Genomic DNA, 24,038 nt, shown 5'->3' with positions numbered 1-24,038 from the left:
TTGACCTCAAGCCAAATGCAAACCCTGAACTATTGGCGCTGCTGGCGGGCGCGGAACCGGGCATAGCCCAGCGAGCCCACGAAAAGCGCGAGTGCGGCGGCGACTTCCAAAACCCCGCGTAGGATCTGCCCGGTGGCGGCGGCGAACATCACCCCCTGGGCTATATAAAGCAAGCTAACGAAAGCGAGCCAGGCATGGCCGCGGGGGCGCTTGCCGATAATCGAGGGTAAAAAAAGCACCAGCGGCAGCACGAAGGCCAAGACCGGACGCCAATTATATTCGTCGCCCTGAACGAGAAAGCCGCGCAGCATGACAAGTCCTAGCAGCACGACAAAGCTAATCAGCACCAGCCGGCGCATTTTGTCGGTCAACGGCGTCAGGCCATGCTGGTTTTCAAGATCGTCGAGCCACTGCCTCATGACGTCGCCTCGGTGCGCATCGTATTGAGTGCCAGCGCGAGCTTTGCCAAACGCTTGCCCTGGGCGATGCAGAGCGCGCGCTCGTGCTCGTCGACCCGACGCTCGCTGCGTGCGCCGGCGACGTGGCTGGCTCCGTAAGGGGTGCCGCCGGTTTGAGTACTGATCAGCTCGGTTTCATTGTAGGGAATACCCGCATACACCATGCCATGGTGTAAAAGGGGAATCAGCATGGTCAGCAGCGTGCTCTCTTGGCCACCGTGCATGCTCGACGACGCCGTAAAGCAGGTGGCGGGTTTATTGATCAACGCGCCGTTCATCCAAAGATTGCTCGTGGTATCCAGAAAATACTTGAGCGGTGCGGCGATATTGCCAAACCGGGTGGGGCTGCCCAGCGCCAAGCCGCAGCAGTGGCGTAAATCTTCCAGATCGGCGTAGACCGCGCCCTCTTCGGGGACTTCGCTATCCACCGCCTCGCAGGTAGGCGACACCGGCGCCACCGTGCGCAGTCGCGCTTTTATACCCGCCACGCTCTCGATACCTGCCGCGACCTGGCGCGCCATTTCGAGTGTGGCGCCCGAGCGGGAGTAGTAAAGAACCAGAATGTAGGGGGTTTCATCGCTCATAGCGTTTCCTTGAAGGGAAGGGTCTCGGCGGTGGTGTAAAAAGCGTCGTTCGCCGCCGGCTGTTTATATCTTAGCAGAGCCGTATTGTTCTCGTCGTCGGCCTGGGGCAGGCGACGGTACACCCAGGCGAGTTCGCCGCTGGCCAGGGTCAGCTCTTCGCGGCGGTAGCGAACGCCCAGGCGCTCGTAGCGGTCGAGTCTTGAAAGCTCATCCGGGGTGACGGTAAGCACCAGCCCTAGCACTTCGCTTTGCGGGCCGGGCGCTATATCGAGGCCCTCTCGGCTGAAGCCTTCCAGTGTATCGGGCACCGGGTCGCCGCCAGCGCGCATGACCACCCAGCGCACCGGAGCAAAGCGCAGCGTACCGTAGACGAACACTTGATGGCTGCGCTGCTCGATGGACCCCAGCTGCTCCGGGCGCTCGTAAAACCATGGGCTTAGCATGGTCAGCCAGAGCCACAGCGCGGCGGCGAGTATCATAACCAGTACGCCGACGGCTATTCGTTTGATCCCGATCATGTTCTATCCTTATAGTGAACGCCGCCTGACGCGTTAGGGGCAAGCGACGCTAAACGCCCCGGTATCGGCCAGGATATCGACTGCACCCTATCGGAGGAGCCCGCCATGAGCCAGTCGCTTCGTGATGACTTTCTTGATGACGTCCGTGAAGACGCGCGTAATGATATGGATTTTCGCTCTTTTGTTGGCGATGTGAAACCTCTAGCGAAGGGGAAGCGGGCAGAAACGGGAGACAAGCGCTCGCGCCCCTCGGAGGCGCAGTTGGCACGGCGCGAGCGCGCCGAAGAGGCCATCGAGCACACTAACTTTCTTTCCGACGACTTCGTCGACTTGCTACCCCCCATCGACCCGATCGAGTATCGCCGCGAGGGCATTCAGCAGGGCGTCGTCGATAAGCTGCGCCACGGCGGCTACGCCATGCAAGCCCAGCTTCACTTGTTAAGGCGCCCGTTGGCCGAATGCCGCCGAATGCTCTTTCCGTTCATTCAAGACGCCTACGCCAATGACCTGCGCTCGGTGATGATCATCCACGGGCGAGGGCGCGAGATCGACAGCCCCGCCAACGTGCTGCGCTCCTACCTTGCCAAGTGGCTTTGCCAGTTCGAGGAAGTGCAGGCCTACGTCTCGGCCCAGCCTTCAGAGGGCGGGATGGGCGCTACCTGGGTCATGCTGCGCAAGAGCGACCGTGCTAAATCCAACAATCGCGAGCGCCAGCAGAAGCGCCGCGGCTAACGGACGCCACACGGGTTTTTCTGAGAGCAACATTTTTCTGAAACCAAGCTTTCTAAAACTAAAAAGGGCAGCCATTAGGCTGCCCTTTTCATGGGAGATCGAAAGTGGCCGCTACTCGGCGGCGGCCAGGCGGCGCTCGAACAGCGCCGAGCGCACCTCGACATCGCTTTGGTAGCGCACGCTGAACGCTTTTAGCGCGCGCAGGGCCACGTCCGGCTCCTGGTCTTCGCGAAGCGCCATGGCGTCGAAGCCGCAGCGCTCCATGTAGTTGAGCTGGTCGATCAGCACGTCGCCCACCGCGCGAAGTTCCCCCTCAAAACCGTAGCGTTCGCGCAAAAGCCGCGCCAGGCTATAGCCGCGGCCATCGGTAAAAGCGGGGAAGTCGATCGCTACCGCCGCGCTTTTTTTAAGCTCTTCCCCCAGCGCCGGGGTTAGCTCGGTGTCGCTTGATAGCAACGGCGCGAGTTCGTCGTCTTCTGCGTGCTCGCGCCAAAGCGCCAGCGGCACGAACGCCGGCAATTGGTCGGGCAGTGCCTCGACGTCGTATGAGACGCACCAGGCGTTTTCCGATGCCAGCTCGCCCCCCACGATCAGGTGGTCGACGTGAACCAGGGCCGGGGCGGTTTCTTGTGCATCAGTGGGCATAAACGCGCTCCTTGAAGGGTTTCATACCAATGCGGCGATAGGTGTCCAGAAAGCGCTCGTCTTCGTGACGCTCGGCAACGTATACCTCGAGCACTTTTTCGACCACATTCGGCACGTCCTCGCGGAAAAACGATGGCCCCAGAATCTTGCCAAGCGAGGCATCGTCAGTGGAGTTGCCGCCGATCGAAACCTGATAGTACTCCTCGCCCTTTTTATCGACGCCGAGAATGCCGATATGGCCCACGTGGTGATGGCCGCAGGCGTTCATGCAACCCGAGATGTTCAAGTCCAGCGGCCCCAGGTCGTAGAGGAAGTCAAGATCCTCGAAGCGCTCTTGCAAGGCCTGGGCGATAGGGATGGAGACCGCGTTGGCCAGGCTGCAGTAATCGCCGCCAGGACAGCAGATGATATCGTTGAGCGTGCCCACGGTGGGGTTGGCCATGCCCAGCGCCTCGAGCTCTTCCCAAAGCGCCTGCATATCGTCCACCGGCACGTCCGAAAGCACCAGGTTCTGTTCGTGGGTGACTCGCACTTCACCGAAGCCATAGCGGTCGGCGAGATCCGCCACCGCTTCCATCTGGTCCGCTGTCACATCGCCCGGGGCGTGCTCACGGCGCTTGAGCGAGAGCGTGACCGCCTTGTAGCCCGGCACCTTGTGATCGCTTACGTTGTTGGTCACAAAGCGCGCAAAGGCGCGGTTCTCTTCGCGCAGCGCGTTGTACGCATCGGTGGCACCCTCGGCCACTTCGCGACGCTCGGGTTCGGGGAAGTGGCGCTTGGCCTCATCCACGGCTTTTTGGGTCAGGGTTTGCGGGCCGTCTTTCAGGTGTGCCCACTCTTCGTCCACGCGGCGGCGATACTCCTCGATACCCAAGGCCTTGACCAGAATCTTGATGCGCGCCTTGAACTTGTTGTCGCGGCGGCCGAACTGGTTGTACACCCGTACGCAGGCCTCGAGATACGTCAAAAGGTGCTGCCAGGGCAGATCCTCGCGTACCACCTCGGCAATCATCGGCGTGCGGCCAAGGCCGCCGCCGGCGAGCACCTTGACGCGCAGCTCACCGGCGTCGTTGCGCCACAGGCGCAGGCCGATGTCGTGCACCTGGATCGCTGCACGGTCCTGGCTTGCGCCGCTCACCGCGATCTTGAACTTGCGCGGAAGGTAAGCGAACTCCGGGTGCAGCGTCGACCACTGGCGAATCAGCTCGCACCAGGGGCGCGGATCTTCGACTTCGTCATTGGCGATGCCGGCGAACTGGTCGCTGGTGGTGTTACGGATACAGTTGCCGCTGGTTTGAATGGCGTGCATCTGCACCTTGGCAAGCTCACCCAGGATATCCGGCACGTCTTCCATTGCCGGCCAATTGAGCTGCAGGTTCTGGCGCGTAGTGAAGTGGCCGTAGCCGCGGTCATAACGCCTTGTGATCTCGGCAAGCGCCCGCAATTGATTGCCAGCCAGCATGCCGTAGGGGATAGCGATGCGCAGCATCGGCGCATGACGCTGGATATAGAGACCGTTTTGCAGACGCAGCGGGCGAAACTCTTCTTCACCCAAGCGGCCGGCCTGGTAACGCTCCATCTGATCGCGGAACTGAGCGACCCGCTCGTCGACGAGCGTTTGGTCGTGAATATCATAACGGTACATGTGCACGGTCCTGCATAGCGAAATGGTCACGTCGAGACGGACGGTAGATTGCCGTCACCTTAACGCAGATCGGTATATTCTATGAAAGAATATATAATTATCTTTTTATCGTTAAAGGCTATTTAAAAGGGCGCCGGAATGCAAAACCGGCGCATTACTTTTAGCTCGCCTTTTTCTCTTCCTGGCCCGGCTCGTAGGAGAGCACCGGCGATAGCCAACGCTCAAGCTCGCCCAGCGCCATGCCCTTGTGGTTGGCCAGCGCCTCGACCTGGTCCCGGGTGATCTTGCCGGTCGAGAAGTACTTCGACTGCGGATGAGCGAAGTACCAGCCCGATACCGCCGCCGCCGGCCACATGGCGAAGTTCTCGGTCAGCGTCAGCCCGGTATTTTCAGGCGCGTTTAAAAGCTTGAACAGCGTCGCCTTTTCAGTGTGGTCCGGGCAGGCCGGGTAGCCGGGAGCAGGGCGAATGCCGCGGTACTTCTCGGCAATCAAGGCGTCGTTGTCGAGCGCCTCATCCTTGTCGTAGCCCCAGAACTCCTTGCGCACCCGCTCGTGAAGGCGCTCGGCGAACGCCTCGGCCAGCCGGTCGGTGAGCGCCTGCACCATGATCGCGTTGTAGTCGTCGCCGGCTTTCTCATACGCCTTGGAGAGTTCGTCGACGCCGTGGCCGGTGGTCACCGCAAAGCCGCCGATCCAGTCGGGCTTGCCGCTCTCTTTCGGGGCGATGAAGTCCGCCAGGCTATAGCAGAGGCCGTCGCGGCCCTTGGTGGTTTGCTGGCGAATATGGTGAAGGCGATCGACCACTTCCTCGCGGCTCTCATCAGCGTAGACTTCGATCACGTCGTCGTCGACGCTGTTGGCAGGCCACAGGCCGATCACGCCGCGGGCGTGAATATGTCCCTCGGTGAGGAGCTTATCGAGCATCGCTTTGGCGTCCTCGAAGAGGCTGCGCGCCGCCTCGCCGACTACCTCGTCGTTGAGAATTTTCGGGTACTTGCCCGCTAGCTGCCAGCTCATGAAAAACGGCGTCCAGTCGATACGCTCGACCAGCTCCGAAAGGTCGTAGTTCTCGAACACGGTAATGCCGGGCTTTAACGGCTCGACCGGCGTGGTCTCGTTCCAGTCGGTCTTGAAGCGGCGTTTACGCGCCTGAGTGTAGTCAAGGTCCGCCGCCTTGGGGCGACGCTTGGCGTTTCGCTCGCGCACCACCTCGTACTCATCGCGAATACTCTGAACATAGTCGCCCTTGAGGCTCGGGGTCAAAAGCCGCCCGGCCACGCCCACCGCCCGGGAGGCGTCGGTGACGTAGATCACCGGATGCTCGTACTGCGGTTCGATCTTCACCGCGGTATGCGCTTTCGACGTAGTGGCCCCGCCGATCAAAAGCGGCAGATCCATGCCGCGGCGCTGCATCTCTTTGGCCACGTGCACCATTTCGTCGAGCGAGGGCGTGATCAGCCCGGAGAGGCCGATGATGTCCGCGTTGTGCTCCTCGGCGGCCTTGAGGATCTTCTCGGCGGGGACCATCACGCCCAGATCGATCACCTCGTAGTTGTTGCACTGAAGCACCACGCCGACGATGTTTTTACCGATATCGTGAACGTCGCCTTTTACCGTGGCCATGACGATCTTGCCCTTGGCCTGGGTGTCGCCGCTTTTCTCCGCCTCGATATAGGGAATCAGGTAGGCGACCGCCTGTTTCATGACCCGGGCGGACTTCACCACCTGGGGCAGAAACATCTTGCCCGCGCCGAAGAGATCACCCACCACGTTCATGCCATCCATCAACGGGCCTTCGATCACCTCGATCGGGCGCTCGGCCTGGGCGCGGGCCTCTTCGGTGTCATCCTCGATGTGGGCGGTGATGCCCTTGACCAGGGCGTGCTCGATGCGCTTGTTGACGGGGAAGCTGCGCCATTCGAGATCTTCTTTCTTGGCTGCGCCGCTACCGTCGCCCTTGTACTTATCGGCGATGTCCAAAAGGCGCTCTGTGCCGTCCTCGCGGCGGTTGAGCACCACGTCTTCGACCGCTTCACGAAGCTCCGTGGGCAGGTCATCGTAAACGGCAAGCTGACCGGCGTTGACGATGCCCATGGAGAGGCCATTCTTGATCGCGTGATACAAGAACACCGAGTGGATCGCCTCGCGCACCGGGTTGTTACCCCGAAAGGAGAACGACACGTTCGACACACCACCGGAGATCATGGCGTGGGGCAGGTGGTCGCGAATGAAGCGGCACGCCTCGATGAAGTCCACCGCGTAGTTGTTGTGCTCCTCGATCCCCGTGGCGATGGCGAAGATGTTGGGGTCGAAAATGATGTCCTCGGCGGGAAAGCCGATCTCGTCGACCAGCAGGCGGTACGCCCGCTCGCAGATTTCGCTCTTGCGCGCGAAGGTGTCCGCCTGGCCCTCTTCATCGAAGGCCATGACCACGATCGCTGCGCCGTAGCGCATGCATCTGGTGGCCTGCTCGCGAAACGATGCTTCGCCTTCTTTCAGCGAGATCGAGTTGACCACCGCCTTGCCCTGCACGCACTTGAGCCCGGCTTCGATGATTTCCCATTTGGAGGAGTCGATCATGATCGGCACCCGGGCGATGTCCGGCTCGCCGGCGATCAGGTTCAAGAACCGCTCCATGGCCTCCTGGGATTCGAGCATCCCTTCGTCCATGTTGATGTCGATCACCTGAGCACCGTTCTCGACCTGCTCCAGCGCCACTTCCAGTGCGGTGGTGAAGTCCTCTTCGACGATCAAGCGCTTGAAGCGCGCGGAGCCTGTCACGTTGGTGCGCTCGCCGACGTTGACGAACAGCGAATCCGCCTGGATGTTGAACGGCTCGAGCCCGGAAAGCCGGCACGCTCTGTCGCGCTCGGGCACCTGGCGCGGCGTCATGGGGCGCACGGCCTCGGCGATGGCTCGAATATGCTCGGGCGTGGAGCCGCAGCAACCGCCGATGATGTTGACCAGCCCGCTCTTGGCGAATTCGCCGACGATCGCCGCCATCTCTTCCGGGGTTTGATCGTACTCGCCGAACTCGTTGGGCAGGCCCGCATTGGGGTGGGCGGAGACGAAGGTATCCGCCTTATTGGAGAGCTCCTCCACGTAGGGGCGAAGCTCTTCCGCGCCGAGTGCGCAGTTGAGACCCACGGAAAACGGGTTGGCGTGGCGTACCGAGTTCCAGAAGGCTTCCGTGGTCTGCCCAGACAGTGTGCGGCCCGAGGCATCGGTGATCGTGCCCGAGATCATCACCGGCAGGCGCCGGCCCAGATCTTCGAAGAGCACTTCCAGCGCGTAGATCGCCGCCTTGGCGTTGAGCGTATCGAAGATCGTCTCGATCATGATCAGATCGGCGCCACCGTCGATCAGCGCGGCCGCGGCTTCGTAATAGTTTTCATACAGCGCGTCGAAGGTGACGTTGCGCTTGGCCGGGTCATTGACGTCCGGCGAGAGCGAAGCGGTGCGCGAGGTCGGGCCCAGCACCCCGGCCACATAACGGGGGATGCCGGTCTCTTGGGTAACCTCGTCACAGACCGCGCGCGCCAGCCGGGCAGATTCGTGGTTGAGCTCGACGACCAATTCTTCCATGCCATAGTCGGCCTGAGAGAGACGGGTGCTGTTGAAGGTATTGGTCTCGAGAATATCCGCGCCGGCTTCGAGATAGTCGCGGTGAATGCGTGCCACGAGCTCGGGGCAGGTCAGCGCCAGAAGATCGTTGTTCCCCTTGAGATCCGACGGCCAGTCGCCAAAGCGCGCGCCGCGAAACTCCGCTTCGCTAAGCTCCGCGTTTTGCAACATGGTGCCCATGCCCCCGTCCAGCAGCAGGATGTGTTGGGAGAGGCGTTGGGTCAGCGACGCAGTCATTTCACGTAAAGCCATGGCGAGGGGGAGTCTCCAGCAGGGCAATCAAGGGGATTGGCGCAAGCACCAGCGCAAAGGAACTTCATCATATCAAACGGTCAAGAGCGGGGCAGCACTGTGAACGTCAAGAGCGTGATCTTCCTCGCCGCTTGGCCGCATTTTTGAAGTGCTCATCGGCTTATAAGTCAAAACGAAATGCGTTCGACGGAATAGTTTACTAAAATAGTCGGGATTGTGTCGGCAGGCGGTTTTGCTTACCATGGACACAAATGACATGTGAAGCGGCCTAGCCGCTACCACAGGAGGAACAGATCGCTCATGACCACGACTATCGAAGCGCCCGGCATTGATATTACCGATAGCGCCCAGGGCTATCTCGCGGAACTGCTGGAAAAGCAAAACGTGGATGGCATTGCGGTGCGTATCTTCATTACCCAGCCCGGTACACCCTACGCGGAAACGTGCCTGGCCTATTGCCGTCCCGGCGAAGAAGAGCCCAGCGATGTTAAGCTGGAACTCGAGAAAATCAACGTGTTTCTCGACAAGAACAGCCTCGCGTTTCTGGAAGAAGCGGTGGTCGATTTCAACGCCGACCGCATGGGTGGCCAGCTCACCATCAAGGCGCCCAACGCCAAGATGCCCAAGGTGAATGCGGACAGCCCCTTGGAAGACCGTATCAACTACGTGCTCTACAGCGAGATCAACCCGGGCCTTGCCGCTCACGGTGGCGAGATCAAGCTGATCGAGCTCACCGAGCAAAAGGTAGCGGTACTTGCCTTCGGTGGCGGCTGCCAGGGCTGCGCGGCAGTGGATCTCACCCTGAAAGACGGGGTGGAAAAGACCCTGGTCGAGCGCATCCCCGAGCTTGCCGGCATTCGCGACGTGACCGATCACTCGGATACGACCAACGCCTACTACTAACGAGCGCCCCAAGGCGTTTTAGTAAGCGTTAAACCCAAAAGCGCCCCGCACTCGCGGGGCGCTTTTTTTGTGGGTGCTTTTAAGCAAACGGCTGGTCTCAACAACGCCTTTTAACTCTTGATCAACGCTTTTACAGCGTAAAAAATTTGTAAAACATCGGCTGATGACATATTTGAATAGGGGGTGCGACTTACGTCCAATCATCAATAACGATACTAAAATGTCCGGGGGGCAGAATCATTAATAAGCCATCGATGTTATCCAATATTCACAAGCCGATCTTTTTCGGTTCTTTGGGGCTTTTGCTGTTGGTGACGCTTCCACTCATTATCTTCCCGGAGATGGGCAGGGTCTGGGTAATGGCGGCCCAGGAGTTCGTCTCACGAACCTTCGGCATGCTCTATTTGACCATGGGGATCGCCTCGCTCGGGTTCATGCTCTATATCGTGTTCAGCGATATCGGCCAGATCAAGCTCGGCGATATCGACACCGAGCCGGAGTTTTCCTTGCTTTCCTGGGGTGCGATGCTGTTCGCCGCGGGTATCGGCGGGGCGGTGGTGTTCTGGGGCATGGTCGAATGGATGTACTACCTGCAGGATCCGCCCTTTGGGCTCGAGCCATTTTCTGATGAAGCCACCGCCTGGGCGGCGACCTACGGCATGTTCCACTGGGGGCCGGTGGCCTGGTCGATCTATCTGGTGCCGGCGCTGCCCATGGCGTACTTCCTCCACGTGCGCAAGCACAAGGTACTGCGCATTAGCGAGGCGATTCGCCCGGTGCTGGGGGAAAAGCTCGCGCGTAGCTGGCTTGGCAATATCATCAATATACTGTTCATCTTCGGCATGCTGGGCGGCGGTGCGACCTCATTGGGTATTCTGGTGCCGTTGATCAACGAAGGGCTGGGTAATCTTTTCAACTTTACACCCAACGCGGCTAGTCAGGTGCTGGTACTGATCGGTACCACGGCGCTTTTTGCCATCAGTGCCTGGCGCGGGCTCAAGGGCGGAATCGAGCTCTTGTCCGACATCAACATGTGGCTGGGACTGGGCGTCTTGACGTTCATCCTGATCGTGGGCCCCACGGTATTCATTCTGGATACCGGGCTCAACTCCATTGGTTTGATGCTGAGTAACCTGGTGCGCATGGCGACCTGGACCGAACCCTTTGGCTCGCTGGGTGGCTTCGAGGAAACCGGCTTTACCCGGACTTGGACGGTGTTCTATTGGGCCTGGTGGCTCGTGTTTGCGCCGACGGTAGGCCTATTCATTGCGCGAATCTCCAAGGGCCGGCGCATCAAAACCATGGTGGCAGGCTCCATGTTCTTCGGCTCACTTGGCTGCGCGCTGTTTTTCATCATCCTGGGCAATTACGGCCTCTACCTACAGCTAAGCGGTACCCTGGACGTCATTCAGATCATGAACGACAGCTCCGCCAACGCGGCGTTCTACGCGGTGCTGGGTGAGCTTCCGCTGACCTGGCTCGTCACCCTGGCGGTGGTAATACTGCTCTCGATCTTCACGGCCACCACCTTCGACTCCATCGCCTACATTCTCTCCTCGGCGGCGGAGAAGAATCTCGAGGAAGAGCCTGGGCGTTTTCATCGCCTGTTCTGGGCGTTCACGCTGTCGTTTTTGCCCATGTCGCTGCTGTTTCTAGGCGGTCTCGAGACGCTGCAAACGGCGAGTATCGTCAGCGGGGTGCCGCTTTTGTTGATCGCGGTGCTGTTGATGGTCTCGATGGTGCGCGCTGCCAAATACGATTTGCGCTATCAGCCGGATTACAACGACCCGGAGATCAATATCGAAGAGTTTCCGGAAAACGACCCCTGGACCGAAGAAGGCTCTTGGGAGCAGCCCGAGGAGTCGGAGGACGAAGCCCCCAAGCCCCAGACCTAAGCAAACGGGGCGCCGGGAAAAGTCGGCCTGCGCCGCTCTGACCTGGTAAGAAAGCAGAGCCACCTCCTAGCGAGGTGGCTTTTTTGTATCACTCTCCTTTTGCACTGCGGTGAGCGTTTGCGGAAGGGTGCTTAGCTGCTGATGAAGCGCCTGGATCTGTTCGTTGAGCGAGCGCTGCCATGCGTTGGCGTCGCTTGCCTGGGCGCGGCTCTGCTCCAGCTGTTGCTGGCACTGCTGCAGGCGTTGCTCGAGCTCGGCATTGTCCTCGCTCAAGGCGCGTTTATCCTTTTCAAGCTGCGCCAGGTGTTCTTTGGCGCTGCGCGCCTCCAGGCTCTGCTGCTGAAGCGCTTCCTGCTTGCGCGCAAGCTCCTCTTCAAGCGTAGTGCACTTTTGCTCCTGCTGGCCGAGCCGCTTCTGGTGCGCTTTCTCTTCTTGGGCGCGCTCTTGTCTGAGCGTATCCAGTAGGGCCATCAGCTTGCCCTCGGAGGCTTCGTTGCGCTCCTCCTCCTGGGCCAGGCGCTGCTCCCAGCTTTTTTGCATTGCCTGGCGCTCTTGTTGGGCGCTTTCCTGGTGCGCCTGATAACGCTGTTCGAGTTCTGCATTGGCGTGTTGGGCGCGCTCGGTCTGCTGCTCGGCGCGCGTTGCCTGCTCGATCAGCTGGGCCTGGCTCGACTCGAGCGTGGCGAGTTCGCGGCTCAGTGCTTCAAGGCGCGCCTCGGTATGACGTAAATGTTCGGCCAGCGCTTTTTCGCGCTGCTGGGCATCCAGGGCGTTCTGCTCGGCGCGCTCCGCGGCTTCCTTGGCTTCATCTACCTGACGGCTGGCGTCTTCGCGGTAGTGAACCAGCGCCTGATTGGCGACGTCCTGGGCCTCGCGCCACAGCTCACTCGCCGTATTCACGACGACTTCCGGCACGCCCTTGGGCGGCGGTACGTCACGGTTTTGTTCGCGCTCACTACGCCACTGGCGAAAGTGCTCGCTGATGGTCGTAAAGCTGCCCGTACCCAGCACCTCGCGGATGCGCTGAACACTGGGGTTATCGCCCTGGCTCAGCAGCGTGTCGATTGCCTGCTGAACGTCGCTGTACTGAATGCCGCTACGCGCCATGGTGTCGATCCTGATGGTCGGTGAAGCGGCCATTTTGGCTTAGTGTACTGGTTAATACAATAATTACGTAAAACGTAATATGTAATTTTATTTATGAATAGATTATAAAATTCAAGATTACACGTATTATCTTGAGTTTTTATAAGTTAATCGTCAGAATTCGGGATGAGGGGCAAACAAACAGGAGGGCGGCGTGAGCGATGACGGGCTTCTGGTTAGTCAAAGTATTGAATTAGAAGAAGTTTTAGGGGGCGTCGAGCGTGCTGCCAGTGGTGTGCGCATTGAGGCCACAAGTGACGCCGAGGCGGTGGGGCTTTGGCTTGCCGAGTACCGAGAAAGCCCGCAAACCTTCAAGGCGTACCGGCGCGAGGCGCAGCGGCTGCTGCTCTGGCTCGATAGCATCGGTAGGCGCTTGAATGATGTGGATCGCGAGGCGCTTCGCGCCTTCGAGGCGTTTCTGGAAAACCCGGAGCCCGCATCCTTTTGGATCGGGCCCGGCGCGCCGCGCTCTAGTCCGGATTGGCGACCGTTTCGCGCCGGGCTTTCACCGGCCAGCCGCCGCCAGAGCCTGGTCATTCTTCAAGGGCTTTATAGCTGGCTGGCCGAGGCGGGGTGGGTCGCACATAACCCGTTTCGCTTGATGCGCGATAAATCACGGCGGCTCAATAATCAGACGACGTCGGTCGAGCGCTACCTGGAGCAGTCGCTTTGGCAGTGGCTTTGGGACTGGCTTGGCCAGACAGAGGAGGGTGCAAGCCCCAGGCAGCGCTTCGAGCAGGCGAGGCGGCGGTTCATTTTCAGCTTTGCTTACTTATTGGCGCCGCGCATCAGCGAGATGAGTGAGGCCAAAATGGAAGACTTTCGGCTGATAGAAGGGCGCTGGTGGTGGGTGGTGACCGGCAAGGGGCAGAAACGGGCGCGTATACCGCTGCCCGAGGACATGCTCGAAGCGCTAAAAGAGTGGCGTTTCGCGCTCGGCCTTTCGCCGCTGCCTGGCTTCGATGAACCGACGCCACTTCTGCGTGCACTGGATAAAACGCGCAGTATCAGCGACAACCAGCTCTATCGGTTGATCAAGTCGGCGTTTTTACAGGCCGCGCAAGCGCTCGAGCAAGAGCAGGGCGAACCGGCCCATGTCGATACGTTGCGACGGGCCACGCCGCACTGGCTGAGACACACCTCGATTACCCACCAGGCGCAGTCGGGCGTCAGCCTTCGCTACCTGGCCGAGAACGCCCGCCACGCCCGTCTTGAAACCACCAGCCGCTACCTGCATACCGAGGCTGACGAGTGGCATGACGAGCAGCAGCGCCACCGCATTCATTCGAGGGCCCCAAAAAGAGGCAGTGACACGTTATAATGATTGCCAGATTTATCTTTCAAGACGTCCAAGGAGGCATCATGAGCACGCCCGGCCCCGAGCTCGCCCAGCAAGAGCTGGTTGAAGAGTTTGAGATGTTCGATAACTGGATGGACCGGTATCAGTACATCATCGATATGGGAAAGCAGCTCCCTGAATTTCCTGGTGAATGGCAATCCGAGCAGTACAAGATCCAAGGGTGTCAGTCGAACGTGTGGATGAACCATGAGGTCGATGGCGAAAAGCTGGTGTTCAAGGCGACCTCGGACGCTGCCATCGTCTCGGGGTTGATCGGCATGCTGCTGCGCATTTATAGCGAGCGCACGCCGGCAGAGATCACCGCGACCCAGCCGCACTTTCTTCAGGACCTGGGGCTGGATAAGCACTTGTCTCCCACCCGCAGCAACGGCCTGCACGCCATGCTCGAACGTATCTATCAGGTCGCGCAAAGCGCCTAGGCTTTGTTCTTACCGTTCGGCTTATCGTCGTGACCGGCGCAGGCGTCTTTACCTTCGTTGCGCTGGTCGGCCTTGTGCAAGGCTTCGCTTCGCCCGCCGGGAACCGGGTCCATGCCACCTGGGTGGCCGGGGTGGCACTTGCTGATGCGTTTGATCGCCATCCAGCCGCCCTTGAACGGGCCATGAACCTTTATGGCTTCAACGGTATAGGAGGAGCAGCTTGGCCAAAAGCGGCAGCGCGGGCCGAGCAGGGGGCTCAGCGTTACCTGATACACTTTGACCAAACCGATCAAGACCGCCCCCAGCGCCCTGGTCAGCGCGATTTTAAGAGCGCGTAAAGCGGGCACGTTATTTGACGTAGAGGGTGGCCGGGTCAATCAGCGCTTCGCTGATGATCGCGGCGTTTTGGGGGTCGATTGCGATATAAAAGCAGCTTTTACGCCCGGTGTGGCACGCAGGACCGGTTTGATCGACCTGAAGAAGTAGCGTGTCGCCGTCGCAATCAAAGGCGGCGGACACCAGCGCTTGCTGCTGGCCGGAGCTTTCGCCCTTACGCCAGAGCTTTTTGCGCGAGCGCGAGTAGTAGCACACGCGTTTCGTTTTTAACGTCTCTTCCAACGCTTCGCGGTTCATCCAGGCCATCATCAGCACTTCTTTGGTGTCGTGCTGTTGGGCAATGGCCGGTATCAGTCCTTCGTCGTTGAATTTGGCCGCGTCCAAAAGCGTTGCCGTCTCGGGCAGCGTATCTTCTCCCGTGGCGGCTTCGATCGCTTTAAAGAGCTCATTGGGCGGGATCTGGTCAAAACGGGACATAAATACTCGTATTAAGTGAAGGCATTCAGGCGCGAGCCGTTGGACTCGGGGAGGGCTAATCGATGCGCTGCTCTTTTCGGCACGCCGCACAAAGGCCCTGAAGCTCGATGGTTTGGCGCTCTACGTTGAAGCCCTTTTGGCTTGCAAGTTCTGCCAGTTCGTCGCTGATCGCATCCAGGTGTAACTCCTCGACGTGGCCGCATTGTCGGCAAATCAACAGTTGGAAGCCGTGGGTATGTTCCGGGCAGGCGCAGGCAATATAGGCGTTTTGTGACTCGATACGGTGAACGAAGCCTTCGGTAATCAAAAACTCCAGCGCCCGGTAAACGGTGGGCGGGCGGGCCGCGGCGTGTTCGCTCGAGAGTTGGTCGAGCAAATCGTAGGCTTTCAAGCCGCCGCCGTTGTCCGCGATCATTTCGAGCACGCGCTTGCGAATAGGCGTAAAACGCACTCCCCGCGTAATGCACTGTGATTCCGCCTGCTGCAGTAGCGTACTGGTTTTCATCATCAACGACCCGGTTAACGTAACACGCCTAGTTTACGCGCTCGCCGCCTTCGTGTCAGGAGAGGCGGTAAGCTCGCTTTGCCGGGCAAAGTGGTGCTGGGCAAAGGCCACGCGCTCCTGGGCGCCCACGCCATCGGGTTGGCGTTCGATCAAATCGAGCCGTCGGCGCAGCCCCTCGCCGTTGGTCATTTGAATGGCGAGGCCCGGGCGGGCATTGAGCTCCAAAAGCATCGGGCCGTGCACCCGGTCGAGCACCATGTCGGTGCCCAGATAGCCAAGCCCGGTCATTTCATAGCAGCCGGCGGCCAGGTTCAAGAGGGTGTCCCACTGAGGCACCACCAGGCTTGCCAGATCATGGCCGGTATCCGGGTGGCGGTAGCAGGGGCGGTCGAACTGCACGCCGCGAAGCGCCTCGCCACTGGCAATGTTGAGCCCCACGCCGACCGCCCCCTGGTGAAGGTTGGCTTTACCGTCCGAGGCCGCAGTAGACAGGCGCATCATGGCCATGACCGGGTAGCCCTTGAAGACGATGACGCGGATATCCGGTACGCCTTCGTAGGTGTAGGCCATCAGGCTCTCGTCGAAGTTGATCAGCGTTTCGATCACCGCGACGTCCGGCGAGCCGCCCAGCGAATAGAGCCCTGAGAGGATATTGGAAACGTGACGCTCGATATCGGTCAGCGTCAGGTGGGCACCACTGGGTTTGATGAAGGCATTCTCTTCGACGTTCTCGATCACCAGAATGCCCTTGCCACCGCTGCCCTTGGCGGGCTTGATCACGAAACCCTTGTGGCCGGTCAGCATCGCGCCGATATGCTTGACCCCGAACTGGGTGCCTACCGTGCCGATCAGCGCTGGCGTGGTGGTGTTATAGCGTTGGGCCAACAACTTGGTTTGGAGCTTGTCGTCCACCAGCGGATAGAGCTTGCGCGAGTTGTACCGGCCAATATAGCGGATATTGCGCCGGTTCATCCCGATGATGCCCTTGCTCTGCAGGTTTTTGGGCCAGGTCCAGTCCTTGAGCCAGCTCATGACGGCTTCTCGTCATCGATAATGGGCTTGAAGCGGCGAAGCTCCAGCAGGCGGTAACCGGTGTAGTTACCCAGCAGCAAAATGAACGCCATCAGAATCAGCTGCACACCGAGGAAATTGAAAGTGATGTGGCGAATCCAGGGGTTATTCATGGCCAGGTACGCCAGTACCGCGGTGACCAAACTACCGCCCCCCTGAATCAGTACTTCCTTGGGGCCTTCCTCTTCCCAGAGAATCGACATGCGCTCGATCGTCCAGGCCAAAATGATCATCGGGAAGAAAGTGACGGTAAGCCCGGCACTAAGCCCCATACGGTAGGCCAGTACGGTGAAGGCGGCAATGATGGCGATGACCGTGATGATCACCGCCGACACTCGCGCTACCAACAGTAAATTCAAATAAGACAGATAGTTACGAATCACTAGGCCAACGGCAACGATCAGCAAGAAGCCGATGAGACCCGTTAGCAGCGTGGTCTGGATGAACGCCAGGGCGATCAGTACCGGCATGAAGGTACCGGAGGTTTTAACGCCGATGAATACGCGCAGCAGCACGACCACCAACGCACCGATGGGAATCAGCAAAATGGTCTGGAACAGTGCCTGCTCTTCCAGCGGCAGGCTGTGAATCGAGAAATTCAACAGCGTATTGTCCGAGCGGTGATTACGCACGGCCGCCGAGGCGGGCTGATTATGGGTCAACATCGAGAAGCTGACTTGGGAGTTGGTGCCACCCAGCACTTCGAGCACCGCGCGGCCGCCGGTTTCCCACAGCAGCAGGTTGTCCGGCCGGCCACGCTCGCCGGAGACCGGGTTGAAAATCGCCCACTGATCACCGGGCTCGTCGAAGACCTGAATCCAGCTAGACAGCGACTGACGCCGACGGGCGTCTTCTAGCAATAAGCCGCTGACTTCCCGCGCCTGGACACCGGCCTGGTTTAAAAGACGCACGATAAGCGCCGAAGGCTCTTCCTGGGTCAGCAGCAGGCGCGCATTTTCCGCCTGGCGCTCGCCGTTGATATCCAGGATGAGCTCGCGGGCGAAGGTCGCGTTATCGGCACTGCGCGCCCAGGCGCGTTCGATGATCTGTTCAGCGGCCGACTCGTAGGGTGACTCCCAAGGGGCAGGCGTCGAAAGCCCGGGCGGGGTCTGGATCGGCGCGCGGGCATCCGGTGATACCAGCATCTGTACCGAGTAGTAAAGCTGCTGGCTACCGGCGGCGTTGCGAATCGTCCACTGCGCCTGGCGGCCCAGCTCGTCGGCGCTATAGGCAAGTCCATAGCCGGAGGACGCGGTGTTTTCGGTCAGTACGCGGTATCCCGCCTGGTGGGAAGGCAGCGCAAGGTCGACCTGAACCGGGCCGTTTTGGGCGTTGAAGGTGATGACCGCTTCGATTTCCCATACCTGACGCTGTTCGCCGGGCACCCAGGGAATTTCGAACTGGACGTGGCGGTGAACGCTGGCAGCGATCCCCGCAATCAATAAAAAACCCACGATCAAATAGAAGGGCAAGCGTGACATGAAGATTCCTTTCAGCGAAAAGCGACAGGGTAGAGCGGTTACTCTTCGGTATCGTCCTGATCATCAGCTACTTCATCGTCAGCCGCCTGGTCTGCAGGCTCGCCGCCGGGGAATTCGGGCCGATCGTGAATGTAAGACTGCGCCACGTCGATAGTGGCAATATCCATCATGAAGCGTCGTCCCAAAAGCACCGGAAAATCCAGATGTGACCGATCGTTTAGCGTGAATTCGACGTTTTCGCGAATCGGCCCCAGGGTCAACAGCAACGAGATGACCGGCCGCGACTCTTCGCCAGAGGCTTGAACGATGCGAACCCGGCGCTGGATAGGTGCTTCGATCCACTCGTCGCGTACCTGCTCGACGGCTACATCGTCTTCGTTGAGGGCCAGTTTGAAACGCACCCAATTTTCGCCATCGCGCTCGAAACGCGTGATATCCGAGGCGGAAAGCGATGAGGTGCTGGCTCCCGAGTCGATACGGGCCTGCAGGTAGGTGCCGATCATGGGAAAGCCGACCCATTCGCTGCGTCCCAAAAGCGTTTTATCGCTCTGAGTCTGCTCGATCTCGCACTCTTCGCGAACGATCAAGGGCTCTTCACCACGAGCTTCGAGATCCGCCACGTCACGCTGCAGTACGCGCAGCAGATTGCCCACTTCGTGCATGTTGGAGACCAGGGTTTGGTGCTGGCTGGTCTGCTCGGTTTGCAGCGAACGGGTGTCGCACTGCTGAACGAGCGCCGATTCGAGCTCCTGAATGCGCGAGTCAAACGACGCCTGGCTTAGCGGCGGAGGCTCGTTTGGCTCTGGCTGGTTCACTGCACAGCCCGCCAATAGCAGCGGCGTAGCCATCAACCAGATAAGTGTTGGGCGCATAAAATGGAAATTCCTTGCCGATCGAGAGGGGGAATAATATGAATAAGTAAGCCGCCTTGTCCAATAAGGTGGCGGTTTTTATTAACTCAGGATATTTGATTTAACATAATATATATTATGCGAACTTATTGAGAAAGCCTTTCCCGACAGCCCACCCTGGTCTTGAGCTTTGCTTTTGTCTGCATCTTCTCTATGCCCGCGGGATAAAGGCTTGCCCAATAAAAAGGACAGCCCTTATCGGGCTGTCCTTTGAACGACTACGTTGGCAGTGCCAATGCGGTGGCTACCAGGTCACTCTTCTGCCGGCGCGTAAGATCCATCTTCGCGATGGACTTCCTTGCCGGTAAGCGCAGGTGTAAACACACAGGCCACGGTCATGCCTTTTTCCTTGCCGCGCAGCAGGTGCTCGTCGTGCTGATCCAGCATGTAGACATCACCTGCCTTGATCGGCCAGATCTTGCCATCGGCGATGGTTTCTACTTCGCCTTCGCCTTCGTAGCAGAAAACGGCTTCGTAGTGGTTCTTGTAATGAATATGGGTTTCGGTGCCCGGGAAAATACGGGTGATGTGAAACGAGAAGCCGGCCTTGTCGCTGGCCAGTATCAGGCGCGTGCTGTCCCAGTTGCCGTTCTCCGCCGTTACCAGGCGGTCTGTCTTACGCGCTTCTTCCAGGTTGCGAACGATCATCGATGTGCTCCTTATGAGGTGGCCGTGTTTGACCACCGTAATAGTCTTGGGCGTGGCTTAACGGGGTCTACCGCGTTACTTTTTTTCGTTGATCACTGCTTCGACACATTTTTCGAGAATATCCAGACCCGCAATGAGGTCTTCATCGCTGATGGTCAGCGGGCAGAGACATTTGACGACTTCACCGCCCTGGCCGCTGGTTTCGATGATCAGGCCGTGCTCGAACGCCTTGCCGGTAATTTCATCGGCAATATCGCCAGATACTACGTCAATACCGCGCATCAAGCCGCGACCGCGTTCGGTGGCTGGCATACCGCTATCGCTAAGACGTTTGGCAAGCTTTTGGAAGCGCTCTTCCACAATACGCCCTTTACGCTGTACGTCACGCTCGAAGGTATCGTTGGACCAGTACTTTTTAAGCGCCGCCGTCGCCGTAACCATGGCGAGATTGAAACCACGGAAGGTGCCGTTGTACTGACCTGGTTTCCACTGGTCGAGTTCCGGGCGCATCAATACGTGAGCAAACGGTAAACCAAAGCCGGAAAGCGACTTGGAGTTCGTCACCATATCGGGTTTGATACCTGCATGTTCGAAGCTGAAGAACTTGCCGGTCCGCCCGCAGCCTGCCTGAATGTCGTCGATGATCAAAAGAATATCGTTGGCATGGCAGATGCTTTCCAAGCGCTTGAGCCAATCAAGGCCCGCTACGTTGATACCGCCCTCGCCTTGCACGGTTTCGACGATGACCGCCGCCGGAATATCCAGCCCACCGGACTTATCGCCCAGAAGCTTCTCGAAGTAATCCAGCGTATCGGCGTGCTCACCCATGTAACCATCATAGGGCAAGAAACTTGCGCCCTGGGTTGGGATGCCGCCGGTCGCTTCGCGGAATTTGCGGTTACCGGTCGTGGCAAGCGCGCCCATGGTGACGCCGTGAAAGCCGTTGGTGAAGGTCACGATGTTGTGGCGACCCTTGGCAACCCGGGCCAAGCGGATCGCTGCCTCGACGGCGTTGGTGCCCGTGGGGCCCGGCAGGTGCACTTTGTAGTCGAGCCCGCGCGGCTTGAAAATCAGCTCGTTCAGCGTATCGAAGTAGTCACGCTTGGCGGCCGTCCACATATCCAGACCATGCACCACGCCATCCGACGACAGATAGTCGATCATCGCTTCCTTGAGGTGGGCATTGTTGTGACCATAGTTGAGCGTACCGGCACCGGCGAGGAAATCGATGTATTCGCGCCCCTCTTCATCGGTCAAGCGCGCATTTTGCGCCTTGGTGAATACCACCGGGAACGAGCGCGAATAGGTGCGCACATTGGATTCCATACGTTCGAACGTTTGGGTCTGCATGTTGACCTCCCTTTCAGAGAATGACCTGTCTCAGAACCTTGAGACGGCTAAATGAATTTTCAAGGGCTTACTCGAGCAATCAAGTAACGGTAAACGACCCTCGATTAAACGATATTGTCGGTTTGAAACGGCCCTATACGTACGAGGTTTTCCGGGTCGTGCTCGCCACCGAGCTGCTCGGTCGAAAAGTATTCGCGGCTATTGAGCGGTGCCTGCCAGCGCGCGGCCAGGCGACGGAAAAGCCCCCAGGACGCCAGATTATCCGGGGTGATCGTGGTTTCCATGTGGTGTACAGTGCCCAGCTCCTCGCGGGACATGATCGCTTCGATCAGCCGCCGAGCAAGACCGGTACCACGGGCTTTTTCACCCACCGCCACCTGCCATAGAAAGAACGTGTCCGGGGCGTTGTCCTTGACGTAACCCGAGACGAAACCAACGATTTCGCCCTCTTCATTGGTGGCGACCGCGCAGGTGTCACGAAACTGGGTCGCTAGCAGAAGGTATGCGTAAGCGGAATTCACATCGAGTGGCGGGCAGGCTTTGACCAGCTCGTAAATGCCCCAGCCGTCGTCGGCGTTGGGCTTGCGGATGTAGAGCGGCATTTGCTCGCTCCCCACTACCGCATCGGCAACGGTGGGTCTGGCTAAATCGAAAGAAGGCGTAAAAGATGTTGAAGGCATGCTCATGGTGTTACTTCGCCGTTGCGAATTCGAACGCTACTATAACAGCGAATTATTAATAACTCAAAATGCATGTTATGTTTTTCTCCCTGTTTGATAATTTTTAATTATACTCAGCTCGGCTATGCAGATAGCGCCCATAACGACCTGGATGCTAAAAGCTTAGTCCAACTTCAAAAAAGTGGTAAAAAAAAGCGAGCTTTCGCTCGCTTGGGTTCATTGTCGTTGGGTCGAAGTGTTGGGTGTCACGTGCGCGACGGCGTGCGCATGGTGACAAGTTCTTCCGAGCCCGTGGGGTGAACCCCCAGGGTGCGGTCGAAATCCGTCTTGGTGAGCCCGGCACGCACCGCAATGCCCACGTTCTGAATCAGCTCGCCTGCATCTTCGCCCACGATATGAGCGCCGACCACAACGTCGCTTGCGTCATCCACGACCAGCTTCATCAGCATGCGCTCGTCGCTTCCCGACAGCGTATGTTTCATGGGTTTGAAATCGGTGCGATACACGCGAATATGGGCAAAGCGCTCCCGCGCGGCCTCTTCGCTCAATCCTACGGTACCGATATTGGGATGGCAGAACACCGCGGTGGGCACGTGCTCGTAGTCCAAAGGCTCCGGTGTCGAGTCGCTAAAGTGGAGCTCGGCGATCTGCATCGCCTCGGCGATGGCGACCGGGGTCAGCTCCGGGCTATCGATCAAATCCCCCAGGGCCAATACGGAAGGCACTTGGGTTTCATAGCGCTCGTTGACCGTGATTTTGCCACTTTCGTTGAGCGCGATACCCAATTTGTCGAGGCCCAGGCTTTCGATATTGGCGTTGCGCCCGGTGGCGGCCAGCACGGTATCGACGATGAGTGTCTCGCCGGTGGTCAGGGTGACCTTGAGGCCATCCTCTTGTTTGTCGATACGCTCGATATTGGCAGAGAAGTGTAGATTGACGCCCTTCTTTTTCATCTCGTCGCGAGTAAATTCGCGCACTTCGTTATCAAAGCCGCGCAAAAAGAGTTCCTGGCGATAGATCAGATGCGTCTCGCTGCCCAAACCGTTGAAGATACTAGCGAATTCAACGGCGATATAGCCGCCGCCGAGTACCAGAAAGCGCTGAGGAAACGTGTCGAGGTCGAACACCTCGTTGGAGGTTACCGTATGCTCGCTTCCCGGAAAATCCGGCACCCAGGGCCAGCCGCCGGTGGCCAACAGGATCTTTTTGGCGCTGACCAGGCTATCGCCCGTGGCTGAGCCAAGCGAGACGGTATGGGCATCGACGACCGAGGCCCGGGCGTTATAGAGCGTCACGCCGGCGTTTTCGAGCAGGCGCTGGTAGATACCGTTGAGCCGCTTGATCTCGCCGGACTTGTTATCGCGAAGCGTCGGCCAATCAAAGGTGGGCGTTGCCGGCAGGTGCCAGCCGTAGCCGGCCGCATCGTCGAAACTGTCGCGAAAGTGCGAAGCGTAGGCGTAGAGCTTTTTGGGAACACAACCCACGTTGACGCAGGTGCCGCCCAGGTAGCGGTCTTCGGCAATCGCCACCCGGGCGCCCTGGGCGGCGGCGGTGCGCGCCGCGCGTACACCGCCGGAACCGGCGCCGATGACCAACAGGTCGTAATCAAACTCAGCCTGCGCTGACATAGGGACTCCTTGCTACTTGACTATATAACGAAATTTGACGGTATAACGAAAGCCGCCCGCTCAAAGAAAGTCTGAGCGAGCGGTTAAAGCGTCGTGTGAAGGGGGTGAGCCCCCCTAACGATTGAACGATGAAGCCAGCTTAGCCAATAGCACAGGTTACGCCAGTACCTTTCAGGCCGCAGTAGCCTCCCGGATTTTTATCCAGGTACTGCTGATGATAGCCCTCGGCGTAGTAGAACGTGTCCAGCGGCCTGATCTCGGTGGTGATTTCACCCTTGCCGTGTTCGTCGAGTGCGGCTTGAAATGCCTCGGCGCTTTGACGCGCTTGCTCGAGCTGGGCCTCGCTGGTCGTGAAGATCGCCGAGCGATACTGGCTGCCGATGTCATTGCCTTGGCGGTTGCCCTGGGTCGGGTCGTGCCCTTCCCAGAAGATCTGCAGCAACGTGGCAAGTGTCACTTTGGCCGGGTCATAAACCACGCGCACGACCTCGGTGTGGCCGGTGCGCCCGGTGCAGGTTTCATCGTACGTGGGGTTTGGCGTCTCGCCGCCGGCGTAGCCTGCGGCGGTGACGAATACGCCGGGGGTTTGCCAAAACAGACGCTCGACTCCCCAAAAGCAGCCCATACCCAGCACGATTTCATCGTACCCTTCGGGAAATGGCGCCTTGATCGACTGGCCGTTGACGGCGTGAACGTCGCTTGTCTCGATCGGCGTGTCCCGGCCTGGCAGTGCTGCCGAAGTTCTGGAAAAAAGTGTCATGGCCACCTC

At 59.1% G+C, this 24,038-nt stretch carries 23 protein-coding genes; 5 read left to right on the top strand and 18 right to left on the bottom strand.

What is annotated here, in order from left to right:
* Positions 1 to 29 precede the first annotated feature (29 nt).
* From ACWFVE_RS08720 to ACWFVE_RS08710, 3 genes are read right to left on the bottom strand one after another with little or no spacing between them, the layout of a single operon-like run.
* A complete protein-coding gene (locus tag ACWFVE_RS08720; protein ID WP_447528881.1) occupies positions 30 to 419 on the bottom strand; it encodes a DUF2069 domain-containing protein in 390 nt (129 codons plus the stop codon).
* Positions 416 to 1,042 (bottom strand): NAD(P)H:quinone oxidoreductase, encoded by a 627-nt coding sequence (wrbA, locus tag ACWFVE_RS08715; RefSeq protein WP_447528880.1) that lies wholly within the window; start codon positions 1,040 to 1,042, stop codon positions 416 to 418. Before wrbA ends, ACWFVE_RS08720 begins: the two co-directional genes overlap by 4 nt.
* A complete protein-coding gene (locus ACWFVE_RS08710) occupies positions 1,039 to 1,560 on the bottom strand; it encodes a gamma-glutamylcyclotransferase family protein (RefSeq protein ID WP_447528879.1) in 522 nt (173 codons plus the stop codon). The genes wrbA and ACWFVE_RS08710 overlap by 4 nt, the downstream gene beginning before the upstream one ends.
* Before the next feature lie 105 nt (positions 1,561 to 1,665).
* On the opposite strand from ACWFVE_RS08710, the gene smrA reads away from it, so the two are divergent.
* Positions 1,666 to 2,292 carry a DNA endonuclease SmrA gene (gene smrA, locus ACWFVE_RS08705; protein WP_447528878.1) on the top strand — a complete coding sequence of 209 codons (627 nt, stop codon included), beginning with the start codon at positions 1,666 to 1,668 and terminating at the stop codon, positions 2,290 to 2,292.
* Positions 2,293 to 2,403: 111 nt separating this feature from the next.
* Here smrA and ACWFVE_RS08700 read toward each other — a convergent pair whose 3' ends face one another.
* The 3 genes from ACWFVE_RS08700 to metH form a co-directional block, all read right to left on the bottom strand.
* Positions 2,404 to 2,937, bottom strand: a complete 534-nt coding sequence (locus ACWFVE_RS08700) for a DUF934 domain-containing protein (protein ID WP_447528877.1) — start codon at positions 2,935 to 2,937, stop codon at positions 2,404 to 2,406.
* On the bottom strand, positions 2,927 to 4,582 hold the full coding sequence (locus ACWFVE_RS08695) for a nitrite/sulfite reductase (RefSeq protein WP_447528876.1): 1,656 nt from the start codon (positions 4,580 to 4,582) through the stop codon (positions 2,927 to 2,929). The genes ACWFVE_RS08700 and ACWFVE_RS08695 overlap by 11 nt, the downstream gene beginning before the upstream one ends.
* Positions 4,583 to 4,742: 160 nt before the next feature.
* Positions 4,743 to 8,459, bottom strand: a complete 3,717-nt coding sequence (metH, locus tag ACWFVE_RS08690; protein WP_447528875.1) for a methionine synthase — start codon at positions 8,457 to 8,459, stop codon at positions 4,743 to 4,745.
* Between the two features lie 300 nt (positions 8,460 to 8,759).
* Here metH and nfuA point away from each other — a divergent pair, with 300 nt between their 5' ends.
* Positions 8,760 to 9,362, top strand: a complete 603-nt coding sequence (nfuA, locus tag ACWFVE_RS08685; RefSeq protein WP_447528874.1) for a Fe-S biogenesis protein NfuA — start codon at positions 8,760 to 8,762, stop codon at positions 9,360 to 9,362.
* Positions 9,363 to 9,616: 254 nt separating this feature from the next.
* Complete coding sequence (locus ACWFVE_RS08680) at positions 9,617 to 11,257, top strand: BCCT family transporter (protein ID WP_447528873.1); 1,641 nt, start codon at positions 9,617 to 9,619, stop codon at positions 11,255 to 11,257.
* A gap of 66 nt (positions 11,258 to 11,323) precedes the next feature.
* Here the strand turns inward: ACWFVE_RS08680 and ACWFVE_RS08675 are convergent, their stop codons facing one another.
* Complete coding sequence (locus tag ACWFVE_RS08675) at positions 11,324 to 12,364, bottom strand: DNA-binding protein (protein WP_447528872.1); 1,041 nt, start codon at positions 12,362 to 12,364, stop codon at positions 11,324 to 11,326.
* Between the two features lie 226 nt (positions 12,365 to 12,590).
* Between ACWFVE_RS08675 and ACWFVE_RS08670 the strand changes: the two genes are divergently transcribed.
* Positions 12,591 to 13,724 carry a tyrosine-type recombinase/integrase gene (locus ACWFVE_RS08670; protein ID WP_447530517.1) on the top strand — a complete coding sequence of 378 codons (1,134 nt, stop codon included), beginning with the start codon at positions 12,591 to 12,593 and terminating at the stop codon, positions 13,722 to 13,724.
* Between the two features lie 41 nt (positions 13,725 to 13,765).
* Positions 13,766 to 14,182 carry a SufE family protein gene (locus ACWFVE_RS08665; protein ID WP_447528871.1) on the top strand — a complete coding sequence of 139 codons (417 nt, stop codon included), beginning with the start codon at positions 13,766 to 13,768 and terminating at the stop codon, positions 14,180 to 14,182.
* Here ACWFVE_RS08665 and yidD read toward each other — a convergent pair.
* From yidD to msrA, 11 genes are all read right to left on the bottom strand, one after another.
* Positions 14,179 to 14,529: a membrane protein insertion efficiency factor YidD gene (yidD, locus tag ACWFVE_RS08660; protein WP_447528870.1), complete on the bottom strand. Its 351-nt coding sequence runs from the start codon at positions 14,527 to 14,529 to the stop codon at positions 14,179 to 14,181. The genes ACWFVE_RS08665 and yidD overlap by 4 nt on opposite strands.
* Position 14,530: 1 nt before the next feature.
* On the bottom strand, positions 14,531 to 14,995 hold the full coding sequence (hisI, locus tag ACWFVE_RS08655) for a phosphoribosyl-AMP cyclohydrolase (RefSeq protein WP_447528869.1): 465 nt from the start codon (positions 14,993 to 14,995) through the stop codon (positions 14,531 to 14,533).
* Positions 14,996 to 15,050: 55 nt separating this feature from the next.
* Positions 15,051 to 15,503 (bottom strand): transcriptional repressor, encoded by a 453-nt coding sequence (locus ACWFVE_RS08650; protein WP_447528868.1) that lies wholly within the window; start codon positions 15,501 to 15,503, stop codon positions 15,051 to 15,053.
* A 30-nt stretch (positions 15,504 to 15,533) separates the two neighbouring features.
* Complete coding sequence (locus tag ACWFVE_RS08645) at positions 15,534 to 16,532, bottom strand: alpha-L-glutamate ligase-like protein (RefSeq protein ID WP_447528867.1); 999 nt, start codon at positions 16,530 to 16,532, stop codon at positions 15,534 to 15,536.
* Positions 16,529 to 18,052 (bottom strand): inactive transglutaminase family protein, encoded by a 1,524-nt coding sequence (locus tag ACWFVE_RS08640; RefSeq protein ID WP_447528866.1) that lies wholly within the window; start codon positions 18,050 to 18,052, stop codon positions 16,529 to 16,531. The genes ACWFVE_RS08645 and ACWFVE_RS08640 overlap by 4 nt, the downstream gene beginning before the upstream one ends.
* A gap of 38 nt (positions 18,053 to 18,090) precedes the next feature.
* Positions 18,091 to 18,924 (bottom strand): ATP-dependent zinc protease family protein, encoded by an 834-nt coding sequence (locus ACWFVE_RS08635; protein ID WP_447528865.1) that lies wholly within the window; start codon positions 18,922 to 18,924, stop codon positions 18,091 to 18,093.
* A 291-nt stretch (positions 18,925 to 19,215) separates the two neighbouring features.
* Positions 19,216 to 19,611 carry an ectoine synthase gene (locus tag ACWFVE_RS08630; protein ID WP_447528864.1) on the bottom strand — a complete coding sequence of 132 codons (396 nt, stop codon included), beginning with the start codon at positions 19,609 to 19,611 and terminating at the stop codon, positions 19,216 to 19,218.
* A 75-nt stretch (positions 19,612 to 19,686) separates the two neighbouring features.
* Complete coding sequence (ectB, locus tag ACWFVE_RS08625; RefSeq protein ID WP_447528863.1) at positions 19,687 to 20,961, bottom strand: diaminobutyrate--2-oxoglutarate transaminase; 1,275 nt, start codon at positions 20,959 to 20,961, stop codon at positions 19,687 to 19,689.
* 104 nt (positions 20,962 to 21,065) lie between these two features.
* Entirely contained in the window at positions 21,066 to 21,647 is a 582-nt protein-coding gene (ectA, locus tag ACWFVE_RS08620) for a diaminobutyrate acetyltransferase (RefSeq protein WP_447528862.1), read from the bottom strand.
* A gap of 239 nt (positions 21,648 to 21,886) precedes the next feature.
* On the bottom strand, positions 21,887 to 23,269 hold the full coding sequence (gene gorA / locus ACWFVE_RS08615) for a glutathione-disulfide reductase (protein ID WP_447528861.1): 1,383 nt from the start codon (positions 23,267 to 23,269) through the stop codon (positions 21,887 to 21,889).
* A 139-nt stretch (positions 23,270 to 23,408) separates the two neighbouring features.
* Positions 23,409 to 24,029, bottom strand: coding sequence for a peptide-methionine (S)-S-oxide reductase MsrA (msrA, locus tag ACWFVE_RS08610; protein WP_447528860.1), 621 nt, complete (start codon positions 24,027 to 24,029; stop codon positions 23,409 to 23,411).
* Positions 24,030 to 24,038: the final 9 nt, after the last annotated feature.

Source organism: Vreelandella mediterranea (assembly GCF_970647075.1).
The sequence above is the reverse complement of the archived record's forward strand: the minus strand, read 5'-3'. Positions and strand labels throughout refer to the sequence as shown.

Coding starts and splice junctions, on each gene's coding strand:
- msrA (WP_447528860.1), bottom strand. CDS start 24,029: ATGACACTTTTTTCCAGAACTTCGGCAGCACTGCCAGGCCGGGACACG.
- ACWFVE_RS08665 (WP_447528871.1), top strand. CDS start 13,766: ATGAGCACGCCCGGCCCCGAGCTCGCCCAGCAAGAGCTGGTTGAAGAG.
- ACWFVE_RS08630 (WP_447528864.1), bottom strand. CDS start 19,611: ATGATCGTTCGCAACCTGGAAGAAGCGCGTAAGACAGACCGCCTGGTA.
- ACWFVE_RS08680 (WP_447528873.1), top strand. CDS start 9,617: ATGTTATCCAATATTCACAAGCCGATCTTTTTCGGTTCTTTGGGGCTT.
- metH (WP_447528875.1), bottom strand. CDS start 8,459: ATGGCTTTACGTGAAATGACTGCGTCGCTGACCCAACGCCTCTCCCAA.
- ACWFVE_RS08675 (WP_447528872.1), bottom strand. CDS start 12,364: ATGGCGCGTAGCGGCATTCAGTACAGCGACGTTCAGCAGGCAATCGAC.
- ectA (WP_447528862.1), bottom strand. CDS start 21,647: ATGAGCATGCCTTCAACATCTTTTACGCCTTCTTTCGATTTAGCCAGA.
- ACWFVE_RS08695 (WP_447528876.1), bottom strand. CDS start 4,582: ATGTACCGTTATGATATTCACGACCAAACGCTCGTCGACGAGCGGGTC.
- ACWFVE_RS08640 (WP_447528866.1), bottom strand. CDS start 18,052: ATGTCACGCTTGCCCTTCTATTTGATCGTGGGTTTTTTATTGATTGCG.
- ACWFVE_RS08720 (WP_447528881.1), bottom strand. CDS start 419: ATGAGGCAGTGGCTCGACGATCTTGAAAACCAGCATGGCCTGACGCCG.
- wrbA (WP_447528880.1), bottom strand. CDS start 1,042: ATGAGCGATGAAACCCCCTACATTCTGGTTCTTTACTACTCCCGCTCG.
- gorA (WP_447528861.1), bottom strand. CDS start 23,269: ATGTCAGCGCAGGCTGAGTTTGATTACGACCTGTTGGTCATCGGCGCC.
- ACWFVE_RS08645 (WP_447528867.1), bottom strand. CDS start 16,532: ATGAGCTGGCTCAAGGACTGGACCTGGCCCAAAAACCTGCAGAGCAAG.
- ACWFVE_RS08700 (WP_447528877.1), bottom strand. CDS start 2,937: ATGCCCACTGATGCACAAGAAACCGCCCCGGCCCTGGTTCACGTCGAC.
- hisI (WP_447528869.1), bottom strand. CDS start 14,995: ATGTCCCGTTTTGACCAGATCCCGCCCAATGAGCTCTTTAAAGCGATC.
- nfuA (WP_447528874.1), top strand. CDS start 8,760: ATGACCACGACTATCGAAGCGCCCGGCATTGATATTACCGATAGCGCC.
- ACWFVE_RS08635 (WP_447528865.1), bottom strand. CDS start 18,924: ATGCGCCCAACACTTATCTGGTTGATGGCTACGCCGCTGCTATTGGCG.
- ACWFVE_RS08650 (WP_447528868.1), bottom strand. CDS start 15,503: ATGATGAAAACCAGTACGCTACTGCAGCAGGCGGAATCACAGTGCATT.
- smrA (WP_447528878.1), top strand. CDS start 1,666: ATGAGCCAGTCGCTTCGTGATGACTTTCTTGATGACGTCCGTGAAGAC.
- ectB (WP_447528863.1), bottom strand. CDS start 20,961: ATGCAGACCCAAACGTTCGAACGTATGGAATCCAATGTGCGCACCTAT.
- ACWFVE_RS08710 (WP_447528879.1), bottom strand. CDS start 1,560: ATGATCGGGATCAAACGAATAGCCGTCGGCGTACTGGTTATGATACTC.